The sequence below is a fragment of the Achromobacter sp. FW305-C-28 genome, assembly GCF_058783235.1.
In genome coordinates this window covers 522808-545614 of record NZ_JBYSYL010000001.1, presented here as the reverse complement: position 1 = coordinate 545614, position 22807 = coordinate 522808, and the positions used below count along the sequence as shown (strand labels likewise).

At 66.4% G+C, this 22807-nt stretch carries 18 protein-coding genes; 9 read left to right on the top strand and 9 right to left on the bottom strand.

The window, feature by feature from the left end:
- Positions 1-82: 82 nt before the first annotated feature.
- The 4 genes from AC3WMR_RS02435 (at position 83) to AC3WMR_RS02420 (ending at position 4130) form a co-directional block, all read left to right on the top strand.
- A complete protein-coding gene (locus AC3WMR_RS02435; protein WP_492262516.1) occupies positions 83-1729 on the top strand; it encodes an electron transfer flavoprotein-ubiquinone oxidoreductase in 1647 nt (548 codons plus the stop codon).
- 15 nt (positions 1730-1744) lie between these two features.
- The gene (locus AC3WMR_RS02430; protein ID WP_492262515.1) at positions 1745-2590 is read left to right on the top strand and encodes an NAD-dependent epimerase/dehydratase family protein; all 846 of its coding nucleotides are present in this window, start codon (positions 1745-1747) and stop codon (positions 2588-2590) included.
- 71 nt (positions 2591-2661) lie between these two features.
- Positions 2662-3789, top strand: a complete 1128-nt coding sequence (locus AC3WMR_RS02425; protein WP_492262514.1) for a cytochrome P450 family protein — start codon at positions 2662-2664, stop codon at positions 3787-3789.
- Complete coding sequence (locus AC3WMR_RS02420) at positions 3786-4130, top strand: antibiotic biosynthesis monooxygenase family protein (protein ID WP_492262513.1); 345 nt, start codon at positions 3786-3788, stop codon at positions 4128-4130. Before AC3WMR_RS02425 ends, AC3WMR_RS02420 begins: the two co-directional genes overlap by 4 nt.
- A gap of 42 nt (positions 4131-4172) precedes the next feature.
- On the opposite strand, the gene AC3WMR_RS02415 is transcribed toward AC3WMR_RS02420, so the two are convergent.
- The gene (locus tag AC3WMR_RS02415) at positions 4173-4871 is read right to left on the bottom strand and encodes a response regulator transcription factor (protein WP_492262512.1); all 699 of its coding nucleotides are present in this window, start codon (positions 4869-4871) and stop codon (positions 4173-4175) included.
- A gap of 66 nt (positions 4872-4937) precedes the next feature.
- Here AC3WMR_RS02415 and AC3WMR_RS02410 point away from each other — a divergent pair, with 66 nt between their 5' ends.
- The 4 genes from AC3WMR_RS02410 (at position 4938) to aptA (ending at position 12147) form a co-directional block, all read left to right on the top strand.
- Positions 4938-6974 (top strand): sensor histidine kinase, encoded by a 2037-nt coding sequence (locus tag AC3WMR_RS02410; RefSeq protein ID WP_492262511.1) that lies wholly within the window; start codon positions 4938-4940, stop codon positions 6972-6974.
- 242 nt (positions 6975-7216) lie between these two features.
- Positions 7217-9661 (top strand): autotransporter family protein, encoded by a 2445-nt coding sequence (locus AC3WMR_RS02405; RefSeq protein ID WP_492262510.1) that lies wholly within the window; start codon positions 7217-7219, stop codon positions 9659-9661.
- 158 nt (positions 9662-9819) lie between these two features.
- Positions 9820-10701 (top strand): GntR family transcriptional regulator, encoded by an 882-nt coding sequence (locus tag AC3WMR_RS02400; protein WP_492262509.1) that lies wholly within the window; start codon positions 9820-9822, stop codon positions 10699-10701.
- Between the two features lie 111 nt (positions 10702-10812).
- Positions 10813-12147, top strand: a complete 1335-nt coding sequence (aptA, locus tag AC3WMR_RS02395) for an omega-aminotransferase AptA (RefSeq protein ID WP_492262508.1) — start codon at positions 10813-10815, stop codon at positions 12145-12147.
- Between the two features lie 10 nt (positions 12148-12157).
- Here aptA and ltaE read toward each other — a convergent pair whose 3' ends face one another.
- The 6 genes from ltaE to AC3WMR_RS02365 form a co-directional block, all read right to left on the bottom strand.
- On the bottom strand, positions 12158-13168 hold the full coding sequence (gene ltaE, locus AC3WMR_RS02390; protein ID WP_492262507.1) for a low-specificity L-threonine aldolase: 1011 nt from the start codon (positions 13166-13168) through the stop codon (positions 12158-12160).
- A 46-nt stretch (positions 13169-13214) separates the two neighbouring features.
- The gene (locus tag AC3WMR_RS02385) at positions 13215-14102 is read right to left on the bottom strand and encodes a DMT family transporter (RefSeq protein ID WP_175191051.1); all 888 of its coding nucleotides are present in this window, start codon (positions 14100-14102) and stop codon (positions 13215-13217) included.
- A 139-nt stretch (positions 14103-14241) separates the two neighbouring features.
- Positions 14242-16221 carry an acetate--CoA ligase gene (gene acs / locus AC3WMR_RS02380; protein ID WP_492262506.1) on the bottom strand — a complete coding sequence of 660 codons (1980 nt, stop codon included), beginning with the start codon at positions 16219-16221 and terminating at the stop codon, positions 14242-14244.
- 270 nt (positions 16222-16491) lie between these two features.
- A complete protein-coding gene (locus AC3WMR_RS02375) occupies positions 16492-17715 on the bottom strand; it encodes an MFS transporter (protein ID WP_492262860.1) in 1224 nt (407 codons plus the stop codon).
- A 128-nt stretch (positions 17716-17843) separates the two neighbouring features.
- Positions 17844-18251, bottom strand: coding sequence for a heme-binding protein (locus AC3WMR_RS02370; RefSeq protein ID WP_025137160.1), 408 nt, complete (start codon positions 18249-18251; stop codon positions 17844-17846).
- Complete coding sequence (locus tag AC3WMR_RS02365) at positions 18248-20137, bottom strand: propionate--CoA ligase (RefSeq protein WP_492262505.1); 1890 nt, start codon at positions 20135-20137, stop codon at positions 18248-18250. The genes AC3WMR_RS02370 and AC3WMR_RS02365 overlap by 4 nt, the downstream gene beginning before the upstream one ends.
- Before the next feature lie 312 nt (positions 20138-20449).
- Here AC3WMR_RS02365 and AC3WMR_RS02360 point away from each other — a divergent pair, with 312 nt between their 5' ends.
- A complete protein-coding gene (locus AC3WMR_RS02360; RefSeq protein WP_492262504.1) occupies positions 20450-21112 on the top strand; it encodes a C40 family peptidase in 663 nt (220 codons plus the stop codon).
- A gap of 174 nt (positions 21113-21286) precedes the next feature.
- Here AC3WMR_RS02360 and AC3WMR_RS02355 read toward each other — a convergent pair whose 3' ends face one another.
- The gene (locus AC3WMR_RS02355; RefSeq protein WP_263910532.1) at positions 21287-21607 is read right to left on the bottom strand and encodes a DUF2325 domain-containing protein; all 321 of its coding nucleotides are present in this window, start codon (positions 21605-21607) and stop codon (positions 21287-21289) included.
- Positions 21608-21827: 220 nt separating this feature from the next.
- Positions 21828-22772 (bottom strand): CysB family HTH-type transcriptional regulator, encoded by a 945-nt coding sequence (locus AC3WMR_RS02350; RefSeq protein ID WP_025137156.1) that lies wholly within the window; start codon positions 22770-22772, stop codon positions 21828-21830.
- Positions 22773-22807 lie beyond the last annotated feature (35 nt).

The following is a 22807-nucleotide window of genomic DNA, read 5'->3' as shown; positions in this document are numbered from 1 at the left end:
AAGACGTGCAAGGCCTCCGCCTGCAATACAATCGCCGATAATACTTCCAGCCATATATGGAATACATACGGGGAGCTTTGCAATGTCTGAACGCGAGTCGATGGAATATGACGTGGTCGTGGTTGGCGGGGGACCCGCCGGCCTGGCCACTGCCATCCGTCTGAAGCAGCTGGCCGCTGAGAAAAACCAGGAGATCGGCGTCTGCGTCCTTGAAAAGGGCGCCGAGCTGGGCGCGCACATCCTGTCCGGCGCCGTCATGGACCCGCTGGCGCTGACCGAACTGATCCCCGACTGGAAAGAAAAAGGCGCGCCGCTGAACGTGCCCGTGACGCAGGACAAGTTCCTGTTCCTGTCGCAAAACGGCGCGCGCGCCACGCCGAACTGGCTCTTGCCGCCCTGTTTCCACAATGACGGCAACTACATCGTCCGCCTGGGCGACGTCGTCAAGTGGCTGGGCGAACAGGCCGAGGCCCTGGGCGTCGAGATCTTCCCGGGCTTTGCCGCGGTCGAAGTGCTGTACGACGAAAACGGCGCCGTGCGCGGCGTGGCCACCGGCGACATGGGCGTAGCCCGCGACGGCAGCCATACCGACCACTACCAGCCCGGCATGGAACTGCATGCGCGCTACACGGTGTTCGCCGAAGGCGCGCGCGGCCAGCTCGGCCGCCAGCTGATCGACCGCTACAAGCTGGACGACGGCCGCGACCCGCAAGCCTACGGCATCGGCATCAAGGAAATGTGGGAAGTCGACCCGGCCCAGTCCAAGCCTGGCCTGGTGATCCACACCGCCGGCTGGCCGCTGGACGCCGACACCTACGGCGGCTCGTTCCTCTACCACCTGGACAACAACCTGGTGGCGGTGGGCATGATCGTCGGCCTGGATTACGCCAACCCCTGGCTGTCGCCGTTCGACGAATTCCAGCGCTACAAGACCCACCCGGCCATCCGCGGCACCTTCGAAGGCGGCAAGCGCATTGCCTACGGCGCCCGCGCCATCACGGCCGGCGGCCTGCTGTCGCTGCCCAAGCTGACCTTCCCGGGCGGTGTGCTGGTGGGCTGTGAAGCCGGCTTCCTGAACGCCTCGCGCATCAAGGGCAGCCATGCCGCCATCAAGTCGGGCAAGCTGGCCGCCGAAGCCGCGTTCGACGCGCTGGTCGCCGACCGCCGCCAGGACGAACTGGCCGCGTACCCCGAAGCCTTCAAGGCCTCGTGGCTGCACGCCGAACTGAACAAGGCGCGCAACTTCAAGCAGTGGTTCAAGAAGGGCCGCACCGTGGCCACGCTGATGACCGGCATCGAGCAACTGGTGTTCAAGGGCAAGATGCCGTGGACCCTGCGCCACAGCAAGCCCGACCACGCCTGCCTGCAGCCGGCGTCGCAGTGCGCCCGCATCGACTACCCCAAGCCCGATGGCAAGCTGACCTTCGACAAGCTCAGTTCGGTATTCATCTCGAACACCAACCACGATGAAAACGAGCCCGTCCACCTGACGCTGAAAGACCCGTCGGTGCCGGTGCAGGTCAACCTGGCCAAGTACGGCGGCCCGGAATCGCGCTACTGTCCGGCCGGCGTGTACGAGTTCGTCAAGGACGACCACGGCGACGACCGCTTGCAGATCAACGCGCAGAACTGCGTGCACTGCAAGACCTGCGACATCAAGGACCCGACCCAGAACATCGTCTGGGTGGCCCCGCAAGGCGGCGAAGGGCCCGTCTACAGCGGCATGTGACCGGCGCCGCGCGACATGGCTGAACGCGTGCTCTTCATCGGCTGCGGCGACCTTGGCCAACGCGCGGCCCGCCTGTTGCTGGCGCGCGGCGACCAGGTCTATGCGCTGCGCCGCCATCCGCCCGCGGAAGATGCCAGCGGCATCCAGTGGCTGCAAGGCGACATCACGCGGGAGGACGGCTTACCCGCCCTGCCGGCCGGCATCACCCGCGTCATCCACGTTGCCACCGCCGGGGCGCGCGATCCCGCGGCCTACCGCGGCGTGTTCGTCGATGGCCTGAATCGCGTGCTGGACGCGCTGAATACGTCCCAGGTCGAACGCGTGGTGTTCGTGTCGTCCAGCGCAGTCTATGGCGAGCACCACGGCGACTGGGTCACCGAAGACACGCCGCCTGCGCCGCAGGGCTTCAATGGCCGCATCCTGCTCGAAGCCGAAGCGCTGCTTGCCGCACAGCCGCTGCCTCACACGACGATCCGCTTTGCCGGCCTGTACGGCCCCGGCCGCCTGCAACTGATCGAACGCCTGCGCAGAGGCGCTGCCGGCGCGCCGATCCAGCCGCCGCATTGGGCCAACCGCATCCACATCGACGACGCCGCGGCCGCCATCGCCCATGTGGCGCGGTTGCCCGACGCACAGTCGGTCTACATCGGCTGCGACGACACGCCGCTGCCGCTGCATGTGCTGTACGCGGACCTGGCCTGCCTGATCGGCGCCCCCGCGCCAGCCGAGGCGCCCGCGCCCGCCAACATCGGCAGCAAGAAACTCAGCAACGCCCGCCTGCGGGCCAGCGGCCTGACCCTGCAATGGCCGGATTCGCGCGCCGGCTACGCCGCGTTGCTGGCCGACGCCGCGCAGGCATAGTTCGGCCGCCAACGAATCGTTGCATGGCGGGCGGGGAGATACTGGCCCCCTGATCCCCCGCCGGAACCGCCATGCCAGTCGCTGACCCGCTCGATCCGCTCCAGGCGGTCATCCATTCCAATCCCTATCCCTATTACGCCGCGCTTGCCCGCGAGCGGCCGCTCTACCACGACGCCACGCTGGGCCTGTGGGTGGCGAGCAGCCCGGCGCTGATCCAGGAGGTCATGCGCCATCCTGCCGCACGCGTGCGGCCCGCGGCCGAGCCGGTGCCCGGCAGGCTCTGCGGCGGCCCGGCGGGCGTGCTGTTTGGCCAGTTCGCACGCATGACCGACGGCGACGCGCATGCCCGGATCAAGCCGCTGCTGGCCGCCTTCCTCGCGCGGCAGTCGCAGCAAGCCTGTACCCCGCAATGGCCGGATCTGGCAGTGGGGTCAGGCGCCGGCCCTTTTGCAGCGGACGTCGACCGCTATCTCCCTGCCGCGCCGGTTTATGCGCAGGCCGCGTTCCTGGGATTGCCCGCCCCCGTCGTTGCCGAGTGCGCCGGCGACATCCGCGATTTCCTGGCGGCCCTGCCGCCCACCGCGCCGGCCCAGGACATCGCGGCCGGACACGCCGCCGCCCGGCGCCTGTCGGCAAGCGTGCAAGCCCATCTGACGCACGCGGACGCCAGTCCGGCCCTGCGTGAACTGCGTCGTGACGGCGAGCGCGCCGGCCTGCCCCCAGCCGCGCTGGCCGCCAATCTCGCGGGCCTGCTGTTCCAGTCCTGCGAGGCGGGCGCCGGCCTGCTGGGCAACGCCCTGGTACACGCCGGTCGGCAAGGCGCATCGCCCGCATTGACGCTGGCGCAGGCCGAAACCTGGGTGGACACGACGCTGCGGCAGGATCCCCCTATCCACAACACGCGCCGTTTCCTGGCCGAATCCGCCCACATTGGCGGCCAGCGCATCGAGGCCGGCGCCACGGTGCTACTGGTGTTGGCCGCCGCCACGACCGTGCAGCCACAGGCCCACTGGACCTTCGGCGCCCTGGCCCACGCCTGCCCCGGCCGCGACCTGGCACGCCACCACGCCGCAGGCGCATTGGTCCATCTGCTGCGGACCGGCGTCGACGCCTGCGCACTGGCGGCGCGCTTTCGCTATCGCCCCCTGCCCAACGCCCGCATTCCCCTGTTTGCCTTTTCCGAGGACGCCACCCCATGATCGCCGTGATATTCGAAGTCGAGCCCGCCGAGGGCAACCCCGATCCCTACCTGCGGATTGCCGCCCGCCTGATCGATGAGCTCAAAGCCATCGACGGCTTCATTTCGGTCGAACGCTTCCAGAGCCTGACCACGCCGGGCAAGCTACTGTCGCTGTCGTTCTGGCGCGATGAAGAAGCGGTCAAGCGCTGGCGTTCGCTGGAATCGCATCGCCAGGCCCAGGAGGCCGGGCGCGGCGGCGTGTTCGCCAATTACCGCTTGCGGGTGGCGCAGGTGCTGCGCGACTACGGCATGCACGAACGCGACGAAGCGCCGGGCGACAGCCGCTCGCGGCATGGTTGATGGAATCGGCCGGCACGCGCTGCCGCGTGGTGGGTGCGGTGATCAGGCCTGGACCCGCGCCGCCTGGTAGAAGCAATAGCCGCTGTTGCGCAGCGTCTTGACCGGCAGCGCCTGGCCACTGGCCGCTTCTACGCGCCGCCGCAGGCGCCGCATCTGCGTGTCCAGGCGGCGCTGGTCGTATTCGAGATAATCGGCGCCCAGCGCTTCGACGATCTGGCGCCGGCTGATGTTTTCGCCAGGCTGGCCCATCAGGCAGCGCAAGACGGTCAGGTCTTGCTGTGACAGTGGCACGGCGGGTGCGCCAGGAACCAGCAGCCGACGCGGGCCGACATCCAGCACCCAATGGTCGGGCGCGGGATTTGCCGGGGCGCGCGGCAGCCCCAGGCGGCGCACCAGCGCCGCCAGCGTGGCCGCCAGTTCATCCAGATCGCAACCCTTGCCCAGGTAATGGTCGGCCCCCATGCCCAGCCCCGCGATCCGATCCGGGCTGGTCTGGCGCGCGCTGAACACCACGATGCCCACCTGCTGGCCATCGTGGCGCAGGCGCTGGATCAGGTCCAGGCCGCAACCATCCGGCAAGCCGATGTCGATGACGGCAAGGTGGTGCCGGCTGGCGTCAAAGCCCTGGTCGAATTCCTGCAGGCTGGACACGCACAGCGGCGCGTAGCCCAACGTTTCGAGAAACTCGCCAAGCTCTTGACGCAGCACGGGCTCGTCTTCGAGAAGAATGACTTCAAGCATGTAGTGCGGAGGCGGATTCCCCCGGCGCTGATGTAATCTTGCCGGCTGCACGGGAATCATGACTTGATGAGACGGAATCATTATCCCACGGCACACGCGTGGCTGTGGCTGCTGGCATTGTTGATCGCGGCCATGGCGGCCGCGGCCCCCGCTCGTGGCGAGCCGCTGGTCCTCGATGGACAGGCGCGGATGCTGTACGCGGGTGGTCACCTCGAACGGCTGGACGACGCGAGCGGCAAGCTCGGAGCCGCGGATGTCGCCCAGGCGGCCGGCTGGACCACGCTGCCCGACAGCCTGAGCGCCGGCTTCACGCCCGCGGCAGTGTGGCTGCGCCTGCCGGTGCGGGTCGACCGCATTCCACAAGGCGGATGGATGCTGCGGCTGAGCAATGCGCTGCTCGATGACGTGCGGGTCTACATGGGTCAGGACGGCTATTGGACGTTGCTGGGGCGCAGCGGCGAAGACCTGCCGCGCCACGATTGGCCGGTGGACTACCGCAGCCCCGTGATCTCGTTCGAACCGCCCGCCCCCGGCAACTACGTGATCCTGGTGCGGCTGCAAAGCAAGAACGCGCTGGCAACCCGGCTGGAAATCTGGCAACGCCTGGCCTACGACAACCAGTCGCGCCGCGAAGGCCTGATGTTTGGCCTGTACTTCGGTTTCTACCTGCTGCTGATCTGCGCGCATGGCGCCTTCTGGCTCGTGACGCGCGCATCGATGAGCGGCCTGTTCCTGGCCTACATCGGCAACTGCGTCTTCAATGAAGTGCTGTCGCTGGGCCTGGTGCAGCAATTGACGGGCCTGCCGGTGGGTTGGAGCGACCGCCTGCTGGGCGTGGGTATCGCCATCAGCCTGCCGGTGGCGCTGCGCGTTGCTTTCCGCCAGTTGAACCTGGCTGCGCTGTATCCGCGCGCGGTGCGGTGGCTGGACCGGATCTTCTGGGCCATCGCGCTGGTGTGCTCGGCGCTGGTCGTGTCCGGCCACTACGCCTGGGGCGTGCAGCCCATCCAGACGCTGGCGCTGCTGCTGATCGTCGGCTTTTCGACCCTGACCGCCTACCTGCTCAAGCGCGGCTGGCAGCCGGCGCGTTTTTTCGCGCTGGCCTTCGGCGTGTTCTACATCAGCGTGCTGATCGCCTTCCTGCGCAATCTGGGCGTGCTGCCAGTCAACACGTTTACGGAATACGTGTCGACGCTGGGTACCATGCTGCATATGCTGCTGCTGAGCCTGTACATCGTCGGCCGCCATGAACGCCAGCGGCGCATGCGCGAACGGCAGCAGGCCAACCTGGCCGCGGACCTGGCGCGGCAGCACAGCCACCGGCTGGAAAAGGAAGTTGCCCTGCGCACGGTCGAAATGCAGAACGAGATCGAGCGCCGCGTCGAACTGGAAGGCGAGCTGCGCACGTCGCTGGACAAAGAGCGGCAGGTGTTCGCGGAACAGCGCGACTTCGTGGCCATGGTGTCGCACGAATTCCGCACGCCGCTGGCAATCATCACCACCTCGGCACAGCAACTGGGGCGCAACCTGGCGGCGCCGGCCGAGAAGACCCTGGCGCGCTGCGGCAACATCCGCGATGCCGCCGTGCGCCTGCTGGCGCTGGTGGATGAATATCTGACCCACGACCGAATGCGGGAGCCGCGGGCCGAGCTGCGCCCGGCCCGCTGCGATGTGCCGGCCATGCTGGCCGACCTGGAACGGGACTTCGCGCCCGGCCGCATCCAGAGCCAGTATGGCTCGGGCGACCTCGTGCTGGATTGCGATGCCAGCATGCTGCACATCGCCCTGCGCAACCTGCTGGCGAATGCGGACCGGCATTGTGCTGAAGGGGGCATGGTGACCGTCTCGGTAAGCGCCCAGGACGACAGGCTGCACATCGAGGTGGCCAACCCCGGCCACCGCATCCTCGCCGAAGACCAGGAACGCCTGTTCCAGAAATACTATCGAGGCCAGAACGCGTTGCGCCATCCGGGGGCCGGACTGGGCTTGTACCTGGTGAAGGCCATTGCCGAACGGCTGGGCGGCACGGTCGTCCTGGCTGGCGCCGGCGGTGACGAACCGGTGTGCTTTCGACTGAGCCTGCCGCATCGCGCCGCGGGGTGAGTCACCGCTTTGGCTACCCCGACGATGTCCGCTGCCGACAATATGTTGCGCGAAAGCATCTATTTGTATCTTTACCGGGATTTTCAGAAAAGAACAATTTCAGTCTTTGTCGTTCATTTAATCATTATTTGTCATTCATCCTCTTGTTTTATCCGCCGCCTTACAAAGCGCTCAGATTTGCTCAGATTTGATGATGCAATGATCGGTATATTTCAGACACGAAATTTACATGGTCACTCCTCATGCATCCCCGTTTCCAACTCACTCCTCTCGCGCTCGTCCTGGCCGTCAGCTTTTCGCCCCTGGCCGCCACGACCGCCTTCGCGGTAGATCTCAACGGCACGACGCAAACCGGCAACCTCACGAATGCCGTCACCGACGTCTCCATCAACATCACCAATGGCGCCACCCTGCGTGGCAACATCATCAACAATGGCACGGTGTGGAACTCGGCGACGGGGGGCTCGGGCATCAAGGTCGACGCGTCGACCGTGGACGGCTCGATCCGCAATGAAGCCTCCCGGCAGGTGGTCGGCGACTCGGCCATCAGCATTCGCAATGCCAGCTCGATCACCGGCGACATCGTCAACGTTGGCCTCATCTCCGGCAACTCCGCCACCGGCGTGGGCCTTGAGGTGACCGGCGGCAGTACGATCACAGGACGCATCAGCAATAGCGGCAACATCGAGGCGGGCGTCGTCGTGTCGGGCGCGACGGTTCGGCGCGGCATCTCCAACACCGGCACGATCACCAGCAAGAGCGACGGTGTTGCCATCGATGTGTCGGGCGCGGCCACCCCCGTGTCGATCGCCAACACGGGCACCATCGACGGCAGTGTGCGGCTGGGGTCCGGCACCCTGGACATCAACGGCGGCTCCATCACCGGTGTGATCGACGGCAGCGCCGGCACCGTCAACATCAATATCGACTACACCCCCCTGGCCGTCATCCGCGGCCGCGACGTCAACGTGGCCCGCACCGCCACCTTGACGATGGGCACCAGTGAAGTGAAGGGCCTGCTGTCGGTCGCCGGCACATTGGCCGGTTCGGGCGAAGTCGGCCCCACCACGCTGCTGGCCGGCGCGACCCTGTCGCCCGGCACCACGGCGATGCCCGTCGGCATCCTGCAGGTCAACGGCGATCTGACCTTTGACGCCACTTCGACCTACCGCGTCGACGCCACCGCCGACGGCAGGAGCGACAAAGTCCATGCGCTGGGCGTGGCCAACCTGGCCGGCTCCGTGCTGCACGTGGGTTCCGGCGGCACTTACGCGGCCGCCACCGCCTACACCATCCTGACGGCGGACGGCGGCTTGAACGGCAGCAAGTTCACCGGCGTCTCCAGCAACCTGGCATTCCTGGACCCCAAGCTTGCCTATAACGGCAACGATGTCGTGCTGAAAGTCGAGCTGAAGACCGTGCCGGTCGATCCCGGCACGCCGGTGGAACCGGGTACGCCCCCTGTCGATCCCGCCACGCCTCCGGTCGACACCGGCACGCCGCCCGCCACGCCCGGCGGTTCGAGCGGCGCCACGCGCCCCATCGAGTTCGCCGACCTGGCCGTAACCGGCAATCAGCGCTCGACCGCGCGCGCGCTGCAAAGCCTGCCCACCACCAACACCCTGTACAGCCGCGTGCTGAACCTGCCGGAAGGCGCACCGGCCGGCGTGTTCGCCGACCTGGCGGGCGAATCGCACGTCAGCACGGTCTCGGCGATGCAGAACGTGACCAACAACGTGGTGAACCTGCCGCTGGCCCACCTGCATGCCAACATGAACGCCGGCTGGGTGCCTGGTCCGGCCACGGCCCAGGTCGGGCGTGGCGACGCGTCCGCCCTGCCGCGCTCGGCGGCGCAACCCATGTGGGCCCAGGTGTTCGGCAACTGGCGCACCATGGACGGCAACGGCAACGCGGCCAAGGCCCGCGAAACCGACGCCGGCCTGTTCGTCGGCGGCGACCATGGCATCGGCAATGGCTGGCGCCTGGGTGGCGCGCTGGGCTACACCAGCAGCCGCATCACCGTGAACGACCGCTCGGCCAAGACCGACGTCGACAGCTACAGCGCCATCATCTACGGCGGCAAGGCCTTCGAGGCCGGCGCGGGCAAGCTCAACGTGAGCGGCGGCGTGGCCTATACCTGGCACGACGTCAGCAGCAAGCGCAACATCAACGCGGCCGGCCAGTTGCAAGCCCTGAAGTCGGACTACAGCGCCAGCACCGGCCAGGTCTTCACCGAGGTGGGCTACGCCATCCCCCTGAACGACCGCGTCACGCTCGAACCGTTCGTCGGCGCCGATTTCAGCGACCTGCGCACCCGCGGCTTCTCGGAATCGGGCGGCGACGCCGCGCTCAGCGGTCGTGGCAACAGCAACAAGGTCGCCACCACCACCCTGGGCCTGCATGCGCAGACTACGTTCGACATGGGCCAGAACGCCGCTCGCCTGCGCGGCACGCTGGGCTGGCGCCACGCCTACGGCGACGTCAATCCGGAAACCACGATGTCGTTCGACGGCAGCCAGCCCTTCACCGTGGCCGGCACCCCGCTGTCGCGCGACGCGGCCGTGGTGGCACTGGGCGTGGACATGGCAATGAGCAAGAACGCCACGCTCGGCCTGGCCTACTCCGGCCAGTTCGGCAACGGCAACCAGCAGAACACGGGCACCGTGAACGTCAGCTGGCGCTTCTAAAGGCAAGATCGCTGGATATCCGCGCGCAAGCGCGGATATCGCTGAAGAGGCCTGGTGGGCCACCGGGTCTCTTGGGGCGTACCCACGCAAGGGGGTACGCCCTTTTTTTTCGCCGGCAGTCCGTTACCATTGCCCCACCCCCGCCCCTGCGCTCGTCCATGCCTGCCGCCACTCCTGCCCGCCCCACCCCGCTGCAAGTCGATCTGGCCCGCCTGATCGCCCAGGACATCCTGGCCCGGCGCTACATGCCTGGCACCCACCTGTCCGAAGAAGCGCTGGCCGCGGGTTATGAGGTGTCGCGCACGCCGGTGCGCGGCGCGCTCAAGCTGCTGGCCACGCAAGGCCTGATCACGCATCGGCCCAACAGCGGCTACACCGTGGCCGACATGGTCGCCCCGGCCTTGCCGGCCATCACGGGCGCCGGCCCGACCCAGCAAGAGCTGTATCGCCAGTTGATCGATGACCGCGCCACCCGCGTGCTGCCCGATCATTTCACCGAGAGCGACCTGCTGCAACGCTATCCCGCGCCGCGCAGCGTGCTGGTCAAGGCGCTGCTGCAATTGTCGGCCGATGGCCTGATCGAAAAGCGCAAGGGTCACGGCTGGCAATTCGCACCATCGCTGGAAAGCCGCGCAGCCCTGGATGAAAGCTACCGTTTCCGCATGGCCATCGAATGCGCGGGCCTGCGAGAACCCACCTTCACGCTGGACCACGACGCACTGGCCCGCATGCGCGCCGCCCACGACGCCCTGGCACAGCGCCAGGACGCCGACATCTCGGCCACCGAGTTCTTTGCCCTGAACGCATCGTTTCATGAGCTGCTGGCGCGCTTCTCGGGCAACCGCTACATCCTGCAGGCCGTGCAGCAGCAGAACCAGCTGCGCCGGCTGGAAGAGCATGCCGCGTTCCATCGCGACGCGCGCTACGTCGGGTCGACCCGCGAACATCTGCAGATCATCGACGCCCTGGAAGCAGGCGACCAGGAACGGGCGGCACGGTTGATGCAGCGCCATCTACAGGCCTCGCTGCAAGCGTCCTGATCGGTAAGAAGGGCCGCCGAGTCGCCAAGGCATAGGCTTGCCCTGAATTGTATTTTTCATTGTATTAATACAAAATAGCCGGACCCTGAACTTCCCGAAAACAGGATTCCCATGTCGTCGTCCGCCCCCCACTCCCCCACCGCCCTGAATGCCGAAGCCTATTGGATGCCCTTCACCGCCAACCGGCGGTACAAGCGCGATCCCGTGCTGTTCAGCGCCGCCGAAGGCATGCACTACATCCGTCCGGACGGACGCCGGGTGCTGGACGGCATCGCGGGCCTGTGGTGCGTGAACGCCGGCCACCGCCGCCCCGAGATCGTCGAGGCGATCGCACGCACCGCCTATGAACTGGATTACGCCCCGTCGTTCCAGATGAGCCATCCGCTGGCCTTCGAGCTGGCCGAAAACCTGTGCCAGGAAGCCCCAGCCGGCTTTTCCAATGTGTTCTTTTCGAATTCCGGCTCCGAAGCCGTCGATACCGCGCTGAAGATCGCGCTGGGCTATCACCGCGCCCGCGGCCAGGGCCAGCGCGTCCGCCTGATCGGCCGCGAACGCGGGTATCACGGCGTGGGGTTCGGCGGCCTGTCGGTGTCAGGCATCGGCGGCCATCGCAAGCCCTTCGGCAACCTGCTGCCCTACGTCGATCACCTGCCGCATACGTACAACCGCGAACACATGGCCTACACCCGCGGCCAGCCCGATTGGGGCGCACACCTGGCCGACGCGCTCGAGCGCATCGTGGCGCTGCACGACGCGTCCACCATCGCCGCGGTGATCGTCGAGCCAGTGGCCGGTTCCACCGGCCTGCTGGTCCCGCCCAAGGGCTACCTGCAAAAGCTGCGGCAGATCTGCGATGCGCACGGCATCCTGCTGATCTTTGACGAAGTGATCTGCGCGTTCGGCCGCATCGACGGCGCCTTCGCATCGGCCCATTTCGGCGTCACGCCTGACATCATCACCAGCGCCAAGGGGCTGACCAACGGCGCCATCCCGATGGGCGCCACGCTGGTGCGCCAGTCTGTCTACGACGCCTTCATGCAAGGCCCGGACAGCGCCATCGAACTGGCGCACGGCTACACCTATTCCGGCCACCCGGTGGCCTGCGCGGCCGGGCTGGCCACGTTGGACATTTGCCGGCGCGAAGGTCTGTTCCAGCGCAGCCGCGAATTGTGGCGCTATTGGGAAGACGCCGCCCACAGCCTGAAAGGCCTGCCCCACGTGGTGGACATCCGCAACATCGGCCTGTTGGCCGCCATCGAACTGGCGCCGCAGGACGGCAAGCCCGGGCAACGCGGCTTCGCGGTGCACCAGGCCTGCCTGGAACGCGGCTGCCTGATCCGCTCGGCCGGCGACACCATGCTGCTGTCGCCGCCGCTCATCATCGAACGGGCGCAGATCGACGAATTGTTTTCGGTGCTGTCGGACGTGCTGCGCGCGGCGGCGTGATTGCGGCCATTCAACCCAGGTGACGCGCCACGGCCTCGACCACCCGGCGCACGTCCGCGGCGGACACGTCCAGGTGGGTCACCAGCCGCGTCGGGCCGCCATAGACGGCACGCATCAGAATACCGTCGGCGGCCAGCGCGGCCGTCAGCGCCTCGCAGCGCGCCGGTTCGAATTGCGCGAACACCATGTTGGTGTCCTGGCCAAGCACTCGCACCCCCGCGATGCCGCGCAGGCCCTCGGCCAGTTGGCGCGCGTTGTCGTGGTCGTCGGCCAGGCGGTCGACGTTGTGGTCCAGCGCATACAGGCAGGCCGCGGCCAGCACGCCGGACTGGCGCAGGCCGCCGCCCAGCATCTTGCGCCAGCGGCGCGCGCGGGCGATCAATTCGGCGCTGCCCACCAGCACGGACCCGACCGGTGCGCCCAACCCCTTGGAAAAGCAGATCGAGACCGAATCGAACGACTCGCACATGTCAGCCAGCGGTTTGCCGCTGGCGACGGCTGCGTTGAAGACGCGCGCGCCATCCAGGTGCGTACCCAGGCCGTGGCTGCGCGCCCAATCGGTGGCCGCGCGGATGTAATCGGCCGGGATCAACTTGCCGTGGAAGGTGTTCTCCAGCGCCAGCAGACGGGTGCGGGCAAAGTGCGGATCGCCTTCCGGCTTCAAGGCCGCCGCCAGCTTTTCCAGCGGCAGCGAGCCGTCTTCGGCATGTTCGATAGGTTGGGGCTGGATGCTGGCCAGCACGGCGGCGCCGCCGCCTTCGTACTTGTAGGTGTGCGCCAACTGGCCCACCAGGTATTCGTCGCCACGCTCGCAATGCGCCATCAGCCCGGCCAGGTTGCTCTGGGTGCCTGACGGGAAGAACAAGCCGGCCGCCTTGCCGGCGCGTTCCGCCACGGCCTGCTGCAGGCGGTTCACGGTGGGATCGTCGCCCATCACGTCATCGCCCAGCGGCGCGCTGGTCATGGCTTGCAACATGGCCGGGGTCGGCCGGGTAACGGTATCGCTGCGCAAATCGATCATGAGGAATCCTCGGACAGGAAACGGAATTCTTAGAAGACGGGCCGGCTCAACGGGTGCGCGCGGCCGGCGCCGCGCGACTCACCACGAAGATGCCGGCAAGAATCAAGGCCATGCCGCCCAGCTCGGCCAGCGACGGGCGTTCGGACAGTACCGCCCACGCCATCAGCATCGCCACCACAGGCACGCCCAGGCTGGACAGGCCGGCAATCGAGGCCGGCACCCGCCGCACCACCTGCAGCCACAACAGCCAGCCCGCCGCCGTGGCGATCAGCACGATATAGGTCATGCCGGTCCACAGCTGCCAGCCCCACTGCGCGGGAATCTGCGGCACCAGCAACGCCACCGGCGTCACCACCAGCCCGCCGAACAGCATCTGCCATGCCGTGAACGTCATCACGTCCGGCGCGTGGCGGTCGAACATGCGCTTGGACAGCACCGTGCCCACGCCCCAGCACAGCCCGCTGCCCAGCCCCAGCAGCACCGGCTTCATGTCACCCAGGCCATGCCACGGTTCGATGAACAGCACCAGGCCGATCGCGGCAAGACCAATGCCCGCGCCGTGCCGCGCCGATGGCCGTTCGCCCAGCAAGCCCCAGGCAAACAGCACCACCCAGAACGGCATCGTGTAGGCCATCAGCGAGACCTTGCCTACGCCGCCCGACACCAGCGCGGTCTGCACGAAGCCCTGGAACCCGGCGGTCTGGGTAAGGCCGATCAAGAGCGTCAGCTTCCAGGGCGGCATGGCCAGGGGCCGGCGCGTGGCGATCACCAGCGCAAACAGCACCAGGGCGCCCACCACGTAGCGCAGTGCCACGAAGTCGAAGGGGCCGATGTACGGCACGATCAGTTTCATCGCGATCCAGCTGCCTGCCCATACGAGGATGGTGCTGAACATCAGGGCAAGCCCTGCGCGATCGAAACTGCTGCGGCTCACGGCGGCGTCTCCGGTAAATGATTCATTGGGGAAAAAACGACGATGCCCATACCGGCAAACCGGTATGGGCATCTCGCATTATGCTCCCGCCGCGCGGGATCGGGCCACGCCGTCCGCCGCGCGGACGGCGCGCGCCGGTTTACAGCGGCTTGGACAACTGTTCCAGGATGGCCGGGTTTTCCAGCGTCGACACGTCCTGGGTCACTTCCTCGCCCTTGGCCACCACGCGCAGCAAGCGACGCATGATCTTGCCCGAGCGGGTCTTGGGCAGGTTGTCGCCAAAGCGGATGTCCTTGGGTTTGGCGATCGGGCCGATTTCCTTGGCGACCCAGTCGCGCAGCGTCTTGGCGATGGCTTGCGCGTCGGCGCCTTCGGGGCGGGTGCCCTTGAGCACCACGAAGGCCACCACGGCCTCACCCGTCGTGTCGTCCGGACGGCCGACCACGGCGGCTTCGGCCACCAATTCGTGCGCCACCAGCGCCGATTCGACTTCCATGGTGCCCAGGCGGTGGCCTGACACGTTCAGCACGTCGTCGATGCGGCCCATGATCCAGAAGTAGCCGTCCGCATCACGCTGCGCGCCGTCGCCGGCCAGGTAGTAGCCGCGCAGTTCGGGCGGGAAGTAGCTCTTCTTGAAGCGTTCCGGGTCGCCCCAGATGTTGCGGATCATGGCCGGCCACGGACGCTTGATGACGAGAAAGCCGCCATTGCCCTGGTCGACGTCGCCGCCCGTCTCGTCGACGATGGCTGCAGCAATGCCCGGCAGCGGCAGCGTGCACGAACCCGGCTTGGTGGGCGTGGCGCCCGGCAGCGGGGTGATCATGTGGCCGCCGGTTTCAGTCTGCCACCAGGTATCCACGATCGGGCAGCGTTCGCGGCCGATGTTCTTGTGATACCAGATCCAGGCTTCGGGGTTGATGGGTTCGCCCACCGTGCCGATGATGCGCAGGCTGTCCAGGTCGTACTTGGACGGATGGGTTTCGGGCGCTGCCTCGGCCGCCTTGATCAGCGAACGAATCGCGGTGGGCGCGGTGTAGAAGGTGGTGACCTTGTGGCGCGCAATCATGTCCCAGAAGCGGCCGGCGTTCGGGAACGTGGGCACGCCTTCGAACACCACCTGCGTCAGGCCGGCGGCCAGCGGGCCGTAGGTAATGTAGGTGTGGCCGGTAACCCAGCCCACGTCGGCCGTGCACCAGTAGACGTCGTCCTTGCGGGCATCGAAGGTCCACTTGACCGTCAACAACGCCCATAGCAGGTAGCCTGCCGACGAATGCTGCACGCCCTTGGGCTTGCCGGTGGAACCGGACGTGTACAGGATGAACAGCGGATGCTCGGCATTGACCGGCACCGGTTCGCAGGTGTCGGGCTGGCCGGCTTCGACATCGTGCATCCAGAGGTCGCGGCTGTCGTTCCATTGCACCTTGCCGCCGGTGCGGCGGTAGACGATGACCTTGCGCACGGCGTCGCAGCCGCCCATGGCAATGGCTTCTTCCACGGCGGGCTTGAGCGGGATGGTCTTGCCGCCGCGCACCTGCTCGTCGGCGGTGATGACCAGCGATGCGCCGACGTCGACGATGCGCTCTTGCAGGCTCTTGGCCGAAAAGCCGCCAAATACCACCGAGTGCGTCACGCCCAGGCGCGCGCAGGCCTGCATGGCCACCACGGCTTCGATCGACATGGGCATGTAGATGATGGCGCGATCGCCCTTCTTGTAGCCCAGCGCGGCAATGCCATTGGCGAAGCGGCACACGCGGGCCAGCAGTTCGCGGTAGCTGACCTTGTTGACCTTGCCATCGTCGGTTTCAAAGATGATGGCGGTCTTGTCGGCGTTGCCGTTGGTCAGGTGCACGTCCAGGCAGTTGGCCGAGACGTTCAGTTCGCCGTCGCCGAACCAGCGATAGAACGGCGCGTCCGATTCGTCCAGCACCTCGGTGAACGGCTTGGTCCATTGCAGGTTGTCGCGGGCCTGGCCGGCCCAGAAGCCGTCGAAGTCCTTTTCGACTTGTGCGCACAGCGCGTTGTAGGCGTCCATGCTGGGAATCGCGGCGCCTTGGGCCGCGCGCTCGGGCGGCGGAAAGACCCGGGTTTCTACCAGTACGGACTCAATAGCATTCGACATGATCTTGTCTCCAATCTGTGATTCTGTTGTTGATGCCGTTTTCTTTTATTGCCCACTCGCAACCGTATCGCCACGCTCTTACGGGCACCTTACGCAAAATGCGGGCCAGAGCCCGCATCACCGCAAGCGTGCAACCGCCGGCCATGGCGGCAACGGCATCGACAACCTGACTGCGCAAACGCAAACCCACCGGACGCCGCGTGCCGCAAAGCGCGCGGGGCAACGTCCGGGACTTCATAAGAATATCAGTTGCGGCGAACGGCTGCGGCGCTAGGCGGCGCGGCGCGCCAGGCCGCGCGCCATGTCCACGCGCGACAAAAGGATGAGGCCACCCACGAAGAACAGCCCGGTCACCAGGATGGCCAGGCGATGGTTGCCGTCCGTGAGCCAGGTGACCAGGCCGTAGGTCAGCGGGCCGATGACGGCGGCCAGTTGTACCGCGAAGGTCCAGAGCGAGAAAAATTCGGCCAGGCGCCCGGCCGGGGCCAGCGCGCCGGTCATGGCGCGGCCCGCGCTTTGCGTCGTGCCCATGCACAGGCCCGCCAGCGTGGCCGCCACCCAGAACACCGGTGCCGTGACGGCCGCATAGGCCACCAGCACCATCACGATCCAGCCGCACAAGGTAATGGCCAGCGCCGGCTTATGGCCGATGCGGTCTTGCACATAGCCAAACGAGAACGCGCCGGCGGCCGCCCCAATGTTGACGGTGAACACCAGCAGCATGATCTGCGGCGTGGTGAAGCCCATGACCTCGGACGCGTACACCGCGGCCAGGGTGATGACCACCGAGATGCCGGCCTGGTAGCACGCGATGCACATCAGCAGGCGACGAAATTCAGGAAAATGCTGGCCGGTTTCGCGCCACGCGAAAGCCAGGCGCTTGAAGACATCCAGCGCCTCTTTGGGCTCAGCCTGCGGCCTGGCGCGTTCGCGCAAGAGGAAGAACGACGGCAGCGCCGCCAGCGCAAACACGGCGCAGGTCACCAGGATGACGCGCGGCACGAAATGCTGGGCGTCCAGGCCGTTGGCTTCGGACAGCGTCACCACCCACAGCGACAGGCCCAGCGTGAGCATGCCGCCGCAATAGCCGAAGCTCCAGCCCCAGCCGGACACCCGGCCCAGCGCCGATGGCTTGGCCAGTTCGGGCAGAAAGGCCGCCACCACGGATTCGCCGATGCAATAGCAGTAGTTGGACACGACAATGGCCGCCAGGGCCAGCCAGACGTCCCCTGGCCCCGCCTGGGTCAGCACCAGGGTGGCCGCCACGCAGCCGGTGGTGCTGGTGTAGAGCAGGCGCCGCTTGGCGGCGCGGGCATCGGCCCGCGCGCCCAGCGTGGGCATGGTCAGCATGATGAGCAGGTAGGACAGCGACAGCGCCGCCGTCCAGGCCAGCGTGGACCACGGCGCACGGCCGGCGACCACGCCAACGAAATAAGTACTGAACACCGCCGTGAGAATCACGGTGGTGTAGCCGGAATTGGCGAAGTCGTACATGGCCCAGGCCCAGACTTCGCGCTTGGCCACGCCGGGATTCAGCGGACCGGCGTCCGCTGCCGCGTCGGCCGGCGCGGCAAGGCTGGCGGGCGCCTGGCCCGCCGACGGCTGCCGCGATTCTTCTTGGCTCACAGGCCCAGCGCGGCGATGCCAGCCTGGGCGATCTGGGCATCTTCGGTGGACTTCACGCCCGACACGCCGACTGCGCCGACCACCTGGCCGTTGGCGATCACGGGCACACCGCCTTCCAGCATGCCCTCGATCAGCGGCGCCGACAGGAAGGAGTAGCGGCCGTTGTTGATGATCTCTTCGTAGACGCGCGATTCGCGGCGGCCCAGGGCCGCGGTCTTGGCCTTGGCCGGCGCGATGTGCGAAGAGATGGGAGCGGCGTCGTCCAGCCGCAGCATGCCCAGCAGATGGCCGCCATCGTCCGACACGGCGATGGTGACCGCCCATTTGTTCTGCAGGGCGTGTGCTTCGGCCGCGGCCAGGATTTTCTTGACGTCTTCGGCGGTCAGCACGGGTTTGGTGTTCATTGCAGCGACTCCTTGATCTGTTCCAGGGCGGTGGGGTCTTCGATGGTGGTGAGGTCTCCGGGGTCGCGGCCTTCGCAGACGGCGACAATCGCGCGGCGCAGCACCTTGCCGGAGCGGGTCTTGGGCAAGGCGCCCACGAACCGGATCCTGGCAGGTCGCGCCACCGCGCCCAGCTGATCTTCCACCAGCCGCATGATATCCGCTTCCAGCTGCTTTGCACCCTCGGATGCGTCCGCCATCGCGGGATTCTTCAGCACGGCGAAGGCCATCGCCACCTGGCCCTTGAGCGCGTCGGCCACGCCCACCACCGCGCATTCGGCGATGCCGCTGTGACTGTTGACCGACTCCTCGATCTCGCGCGTGCCCAGGCGGTGGCCCGCCACGTTGATCACGTCGTCGGTGCGGCCCAGGATGAACCAGTAGCCGTCCGCATCGACCAGGCCCCAGTCGAAGGTGGAATAGACCTGGCGGCCAGGAATCGACGTGAAATAGGTCTGGACGAAGCGCTCATCATCGCCCCAGATGGTGGACATGGCGCCCGGCGGCAGCGGTGGCACGATCGCCACCACGCCCTTCTGGTTGGCGCCCAGGTCTTCGCCATTCGCCTCGCTGACGATGCGCGCATCGAAGCCGTATACCGGGAACGACGGACTGCCGTAGCGGGTGGCCACCTTCTCCACGCCCGGCTGCGCCGACAGGATCGGCCAGCCGGACTCGGTCTGCCAGTAGTTGTCGATGATGGGCTTGCCCAGGCCTTCCGAGATCCATTGCGCCGTCGGTTCGTCCAGCGGCTCACCCGCCAGGTACACCGCCCGCAGCGTGGACAGGTCGTGCTTCCTGAGCAGCGCCGGGTCCTGGCGCTTGAGCACCCGCACCGCCGTGGGCGCCGAAAACAGCGTGTTGACGCCGAACTGCTCGACCAGCTTCCACAGGATGGCGCCATCCGGACGCACCGGCGTGCCCTCGTACAGCACGGTCGCCTGCCCGCCGATCAGCGGCCCATACACAATATAGGAGTGCCCCACCACCCAGCCGATGTCGCTGGTGCAGAAGAACGTATCGCCGGCCCGGCCGTTGAACAGGTATTCCATCGACGAGGCAAGCGCCACGGCATAGCCGCCGGTATCGCGCTGCACGCCCTTGGGCTTGCCGGTGGTGCCGGACGTGTACAGGATGTAGCTGGGCTCCGACGACTCCAGCCAGGTCACCGGCACCCGCACGCCGTGCCGGGCTGCGCGAAGGGTCGCGTAGTCCAGGTCGCGGCCAGCCACGGGTTCGAAGGGCGCCAGGCCACGGTCGAACACCACCACCGAAGCCGGCGGCGTCTTGCACAGGGCCAGCGCCCGATCCAGCAGCGGCTTGTAGGGCACCACCTTGCCGCCGCGCGAGCCGCCGTCGGTGCACACCACCACCTTGGGCGCGGCGTCATCAATGCGCTGGGCCAGGTTGACCGAGGCAAAGCCCCCGAACACCACCGAATGCACCGCGCCGATGCGGGCGCAGGCCAGCATGGTGAACACGGCCTCGGGCACCATCGGCATGTACAACAGCACCCGGTCGCCCCGCCCCACGCCCAGGTCCCGCAGCATGGCGGCGGCGGCGTTGACCTCGTCGTAGACGTCCTGGCGCGTGTAGACGCGTTCGCGGTCGACCTCGGTCGATACCCAGATCAGGGCGGGCTGGTCGGCCTGGGTGGGCAGCCAGCGGTCCACCGCGTTGTAGCAAAGGTTGGTCTTGCCGCCCACGAACCACCGGGCGAACGGCGGCCGGGAAAAGTCCAGGACCGACTCGAATGGCGATTCCCAGTGCACCCGGCTGGCCTCTTCGCGCCAGAAGGCATCGCGATCGTGCACCGACCGGTAATGGAAATCCCTGGTTTTTTGCATTTTTGTCTCCTGTTATTGTGCATACGCCTTAAGGCTGATTGCTTTCTTTTTGAATCCTTCGGTCATTTTGGTGGGCAAACCTTGCACCAGGCTTGCCCCAGGTCAAAAAATTCTGCCACGCGTCTACGCCTCACGGGCGCCGGGCTGGTTACAGTAACGAACCAGTCTTAAAAGTTTGGTAGAATCCCCGCGAAGTTGTGACAACATATCTGTTGGTTCGCTGCTTTATTCCAGCTATTCAGGTGTTTTTTAGCGTTTTTGACGCTTTATTGCTTCTGATCTGCGAAAAAAGTGGCAACCATCCCCAGGCGAATGCATCGACACTCCAAAAGCGCGCGACTGAATTCATCCTCTGGCCAGGCAAACCGCGGTCTGCGTTTGCTGGCGCTGGCGGCTTGCGTCGCGGGTCTGGCGGGTTGTGCAGGCACCAATCAAAAATCCACCGCCTATTCGTCCGAGATCGATCCGTACGAAACGGAATGGGTCGCCACCGCCGATGACCCCATCGGCATGCTGGTGGTACAGAAATTCAAGCGTGACCGCCAGCGCACCCAATCGTCGGGTGTCAGCAGCGACAACGCCATGGTCAGCGAAGCCCTGAACTACCTGGGCATCCGCTACCGCTTCGGCGGCAGTTCCCCCGACACCGGTTTCGATTGCAGCGGCCTGGTGGCCTATTCCGCCGAACGTTCGCTGGGCCTGAAGCTGCCCCGCAACGCCGCCGAAATCGCCCAGCAAGGCACGTCCGTCAGCAAGAACGAGCTCAAGGCCGGTGACCTGGTCTTCTTCAACACCATGGGCCGCCGCTACTCCCACGTGGGCATCTACCTGGGCGACGACCGCTTTGTGCACTCGCCCAGCGCCGGTGGCGTGGTGCGCGTCGAAAACATGACCATGGCCTACTGGACCAAGCGCTACAACGGCGCCCGCCGCCTGGACAACAGCCTGATGGCCTCGGCCCGCGCGGCCAACTGATTTCCCCGTTGCGGCCAGCGTCGCACGACGCCCTGCCCCGCACCATCCCCCAAATAGCAAAACGCCGCCGGACTTTCCAGTCCGGCGGCGTTTTTCATTTCTCTTCGCGGCCTTGGGGCCGCAGGCCGTTTCGGCCTCCCCAGTTTTCTGTATCCGCGGCAGCGCGGCAAGCCGTCAGTGGACCGCGGCTCCTGTGCACAGGCCGCACTGCTGCAGCGCCTGCTGCATGCTGCACACCGAACGGCGACAAGCCACGACACGGATACCGCCACGCTGCGCGGCATTGCGGAACGTCTTCATGACGTTGTGGCCCAGGAAGTCGGTCAGCAAAATGACCAGCTGGGTGCCCGAGGGCAGTTGCAACGTCTTCTTCTGATGCGAGGGGTCACGGCCACTGATGTGGTGCGTGATCGAAATATTGTGTCCTTTAAGCAGATCCGGAATGTTGCCGAGCCTGTCGGCGCCCACTACCACTGCACTCAATCCTGCCGTCATGTTGAACCTCACTGGGTCGTTGAGACTGGATGTAATGATAATGATTCCTATTTTTTAGTCAACTTAAATGAGATCAGTTCTTATTTAATTATTTTTATGAGCTTATGGGAACGGATAGCGAGAGACCCGTCCCCCCTTCCTTTGACCGTGCGTGAAGCCAAAAAAACGCGGCTCCCGAAAGGGGCCGCGCTTTGTCCGATGGCATGCATGCCGCCCGTGCCTACTTGGGCGCGCCCTGCACGGCCTCGGTCACGACCGCGCGGGTCAAGGACGGGGCCAGCATTTCCAGGAAGGTGTAGACGTAGTCACGCAGGAACACGCCGGCCTTCACGCCCACCCGGGTGGTGTGCGTGCCGAACAGGTGGCCCACGGGCAGGCCCACCAGGTTCGAATCGCGCCGCGGGTCGTAGGCCACGCCGGCGATGATGCCGATGCCCAGGCCCACGTCCACGTACGTCTTGATCACGTCGGCGTCGATGGCTTCCAGCACAATGTCCGGGTGGATGCCCTGGTTGGCAAAGACTTCGTCGATCGTGCTGCGGCCGGTAAAGGCGCGGTCATAGGTCACGATGGGAAATTCGGCCAGCTGCGCCAGCGACAGGCGCTTGGCGGCGCTGGAGGTCAGCTCGGCCAGCGGATGGTCGGGGCGCACTACCACGGTGTGTTCCCAGGCGTAGACGGGCAGCGTCGCCAGGCCCGGGGTCAGCGCCAGGGACTCGGTCGCCAGCGCCAGGTCGGCCTGCTCATGCAGCACCATTTCGGCCAGCTGCGCCGGGCTGCCTTCGGCCAGCGACAGGTGCACCTTGGGGAACTGCTTGCGAAACGCCGGGATCACGCGCGGCAGCAGATAGCGGGCCTGGGTGTGCGTGCAAGCGATCACCAGGCCGCCTTCGTCGCGGCGGGCGAATTCATCGCTGACTTTCTTGAGATTGTCGACTTCGCGCATGATGCGGTCGATCACCTGCGAAACCGCCAGGCCGGGCTTGGTCAGCCCCTTGATGCGCTTGCCGTGGCGTTCGAAGATCTTGATGCCGAGTTCGTCCTCGAACTCGATGATCGCCTTGGACACGCCCGGTTGGGAGGTATAGAGCATCCGGGCGGCTTCGGTCAGGTTGAAGTCGCGCCGGATGGTTTCGCGCACAAAACGAAATTGCTGCAGGTTCATGAATTGGCCCCTGATAGACGGACCAATTATAAGTA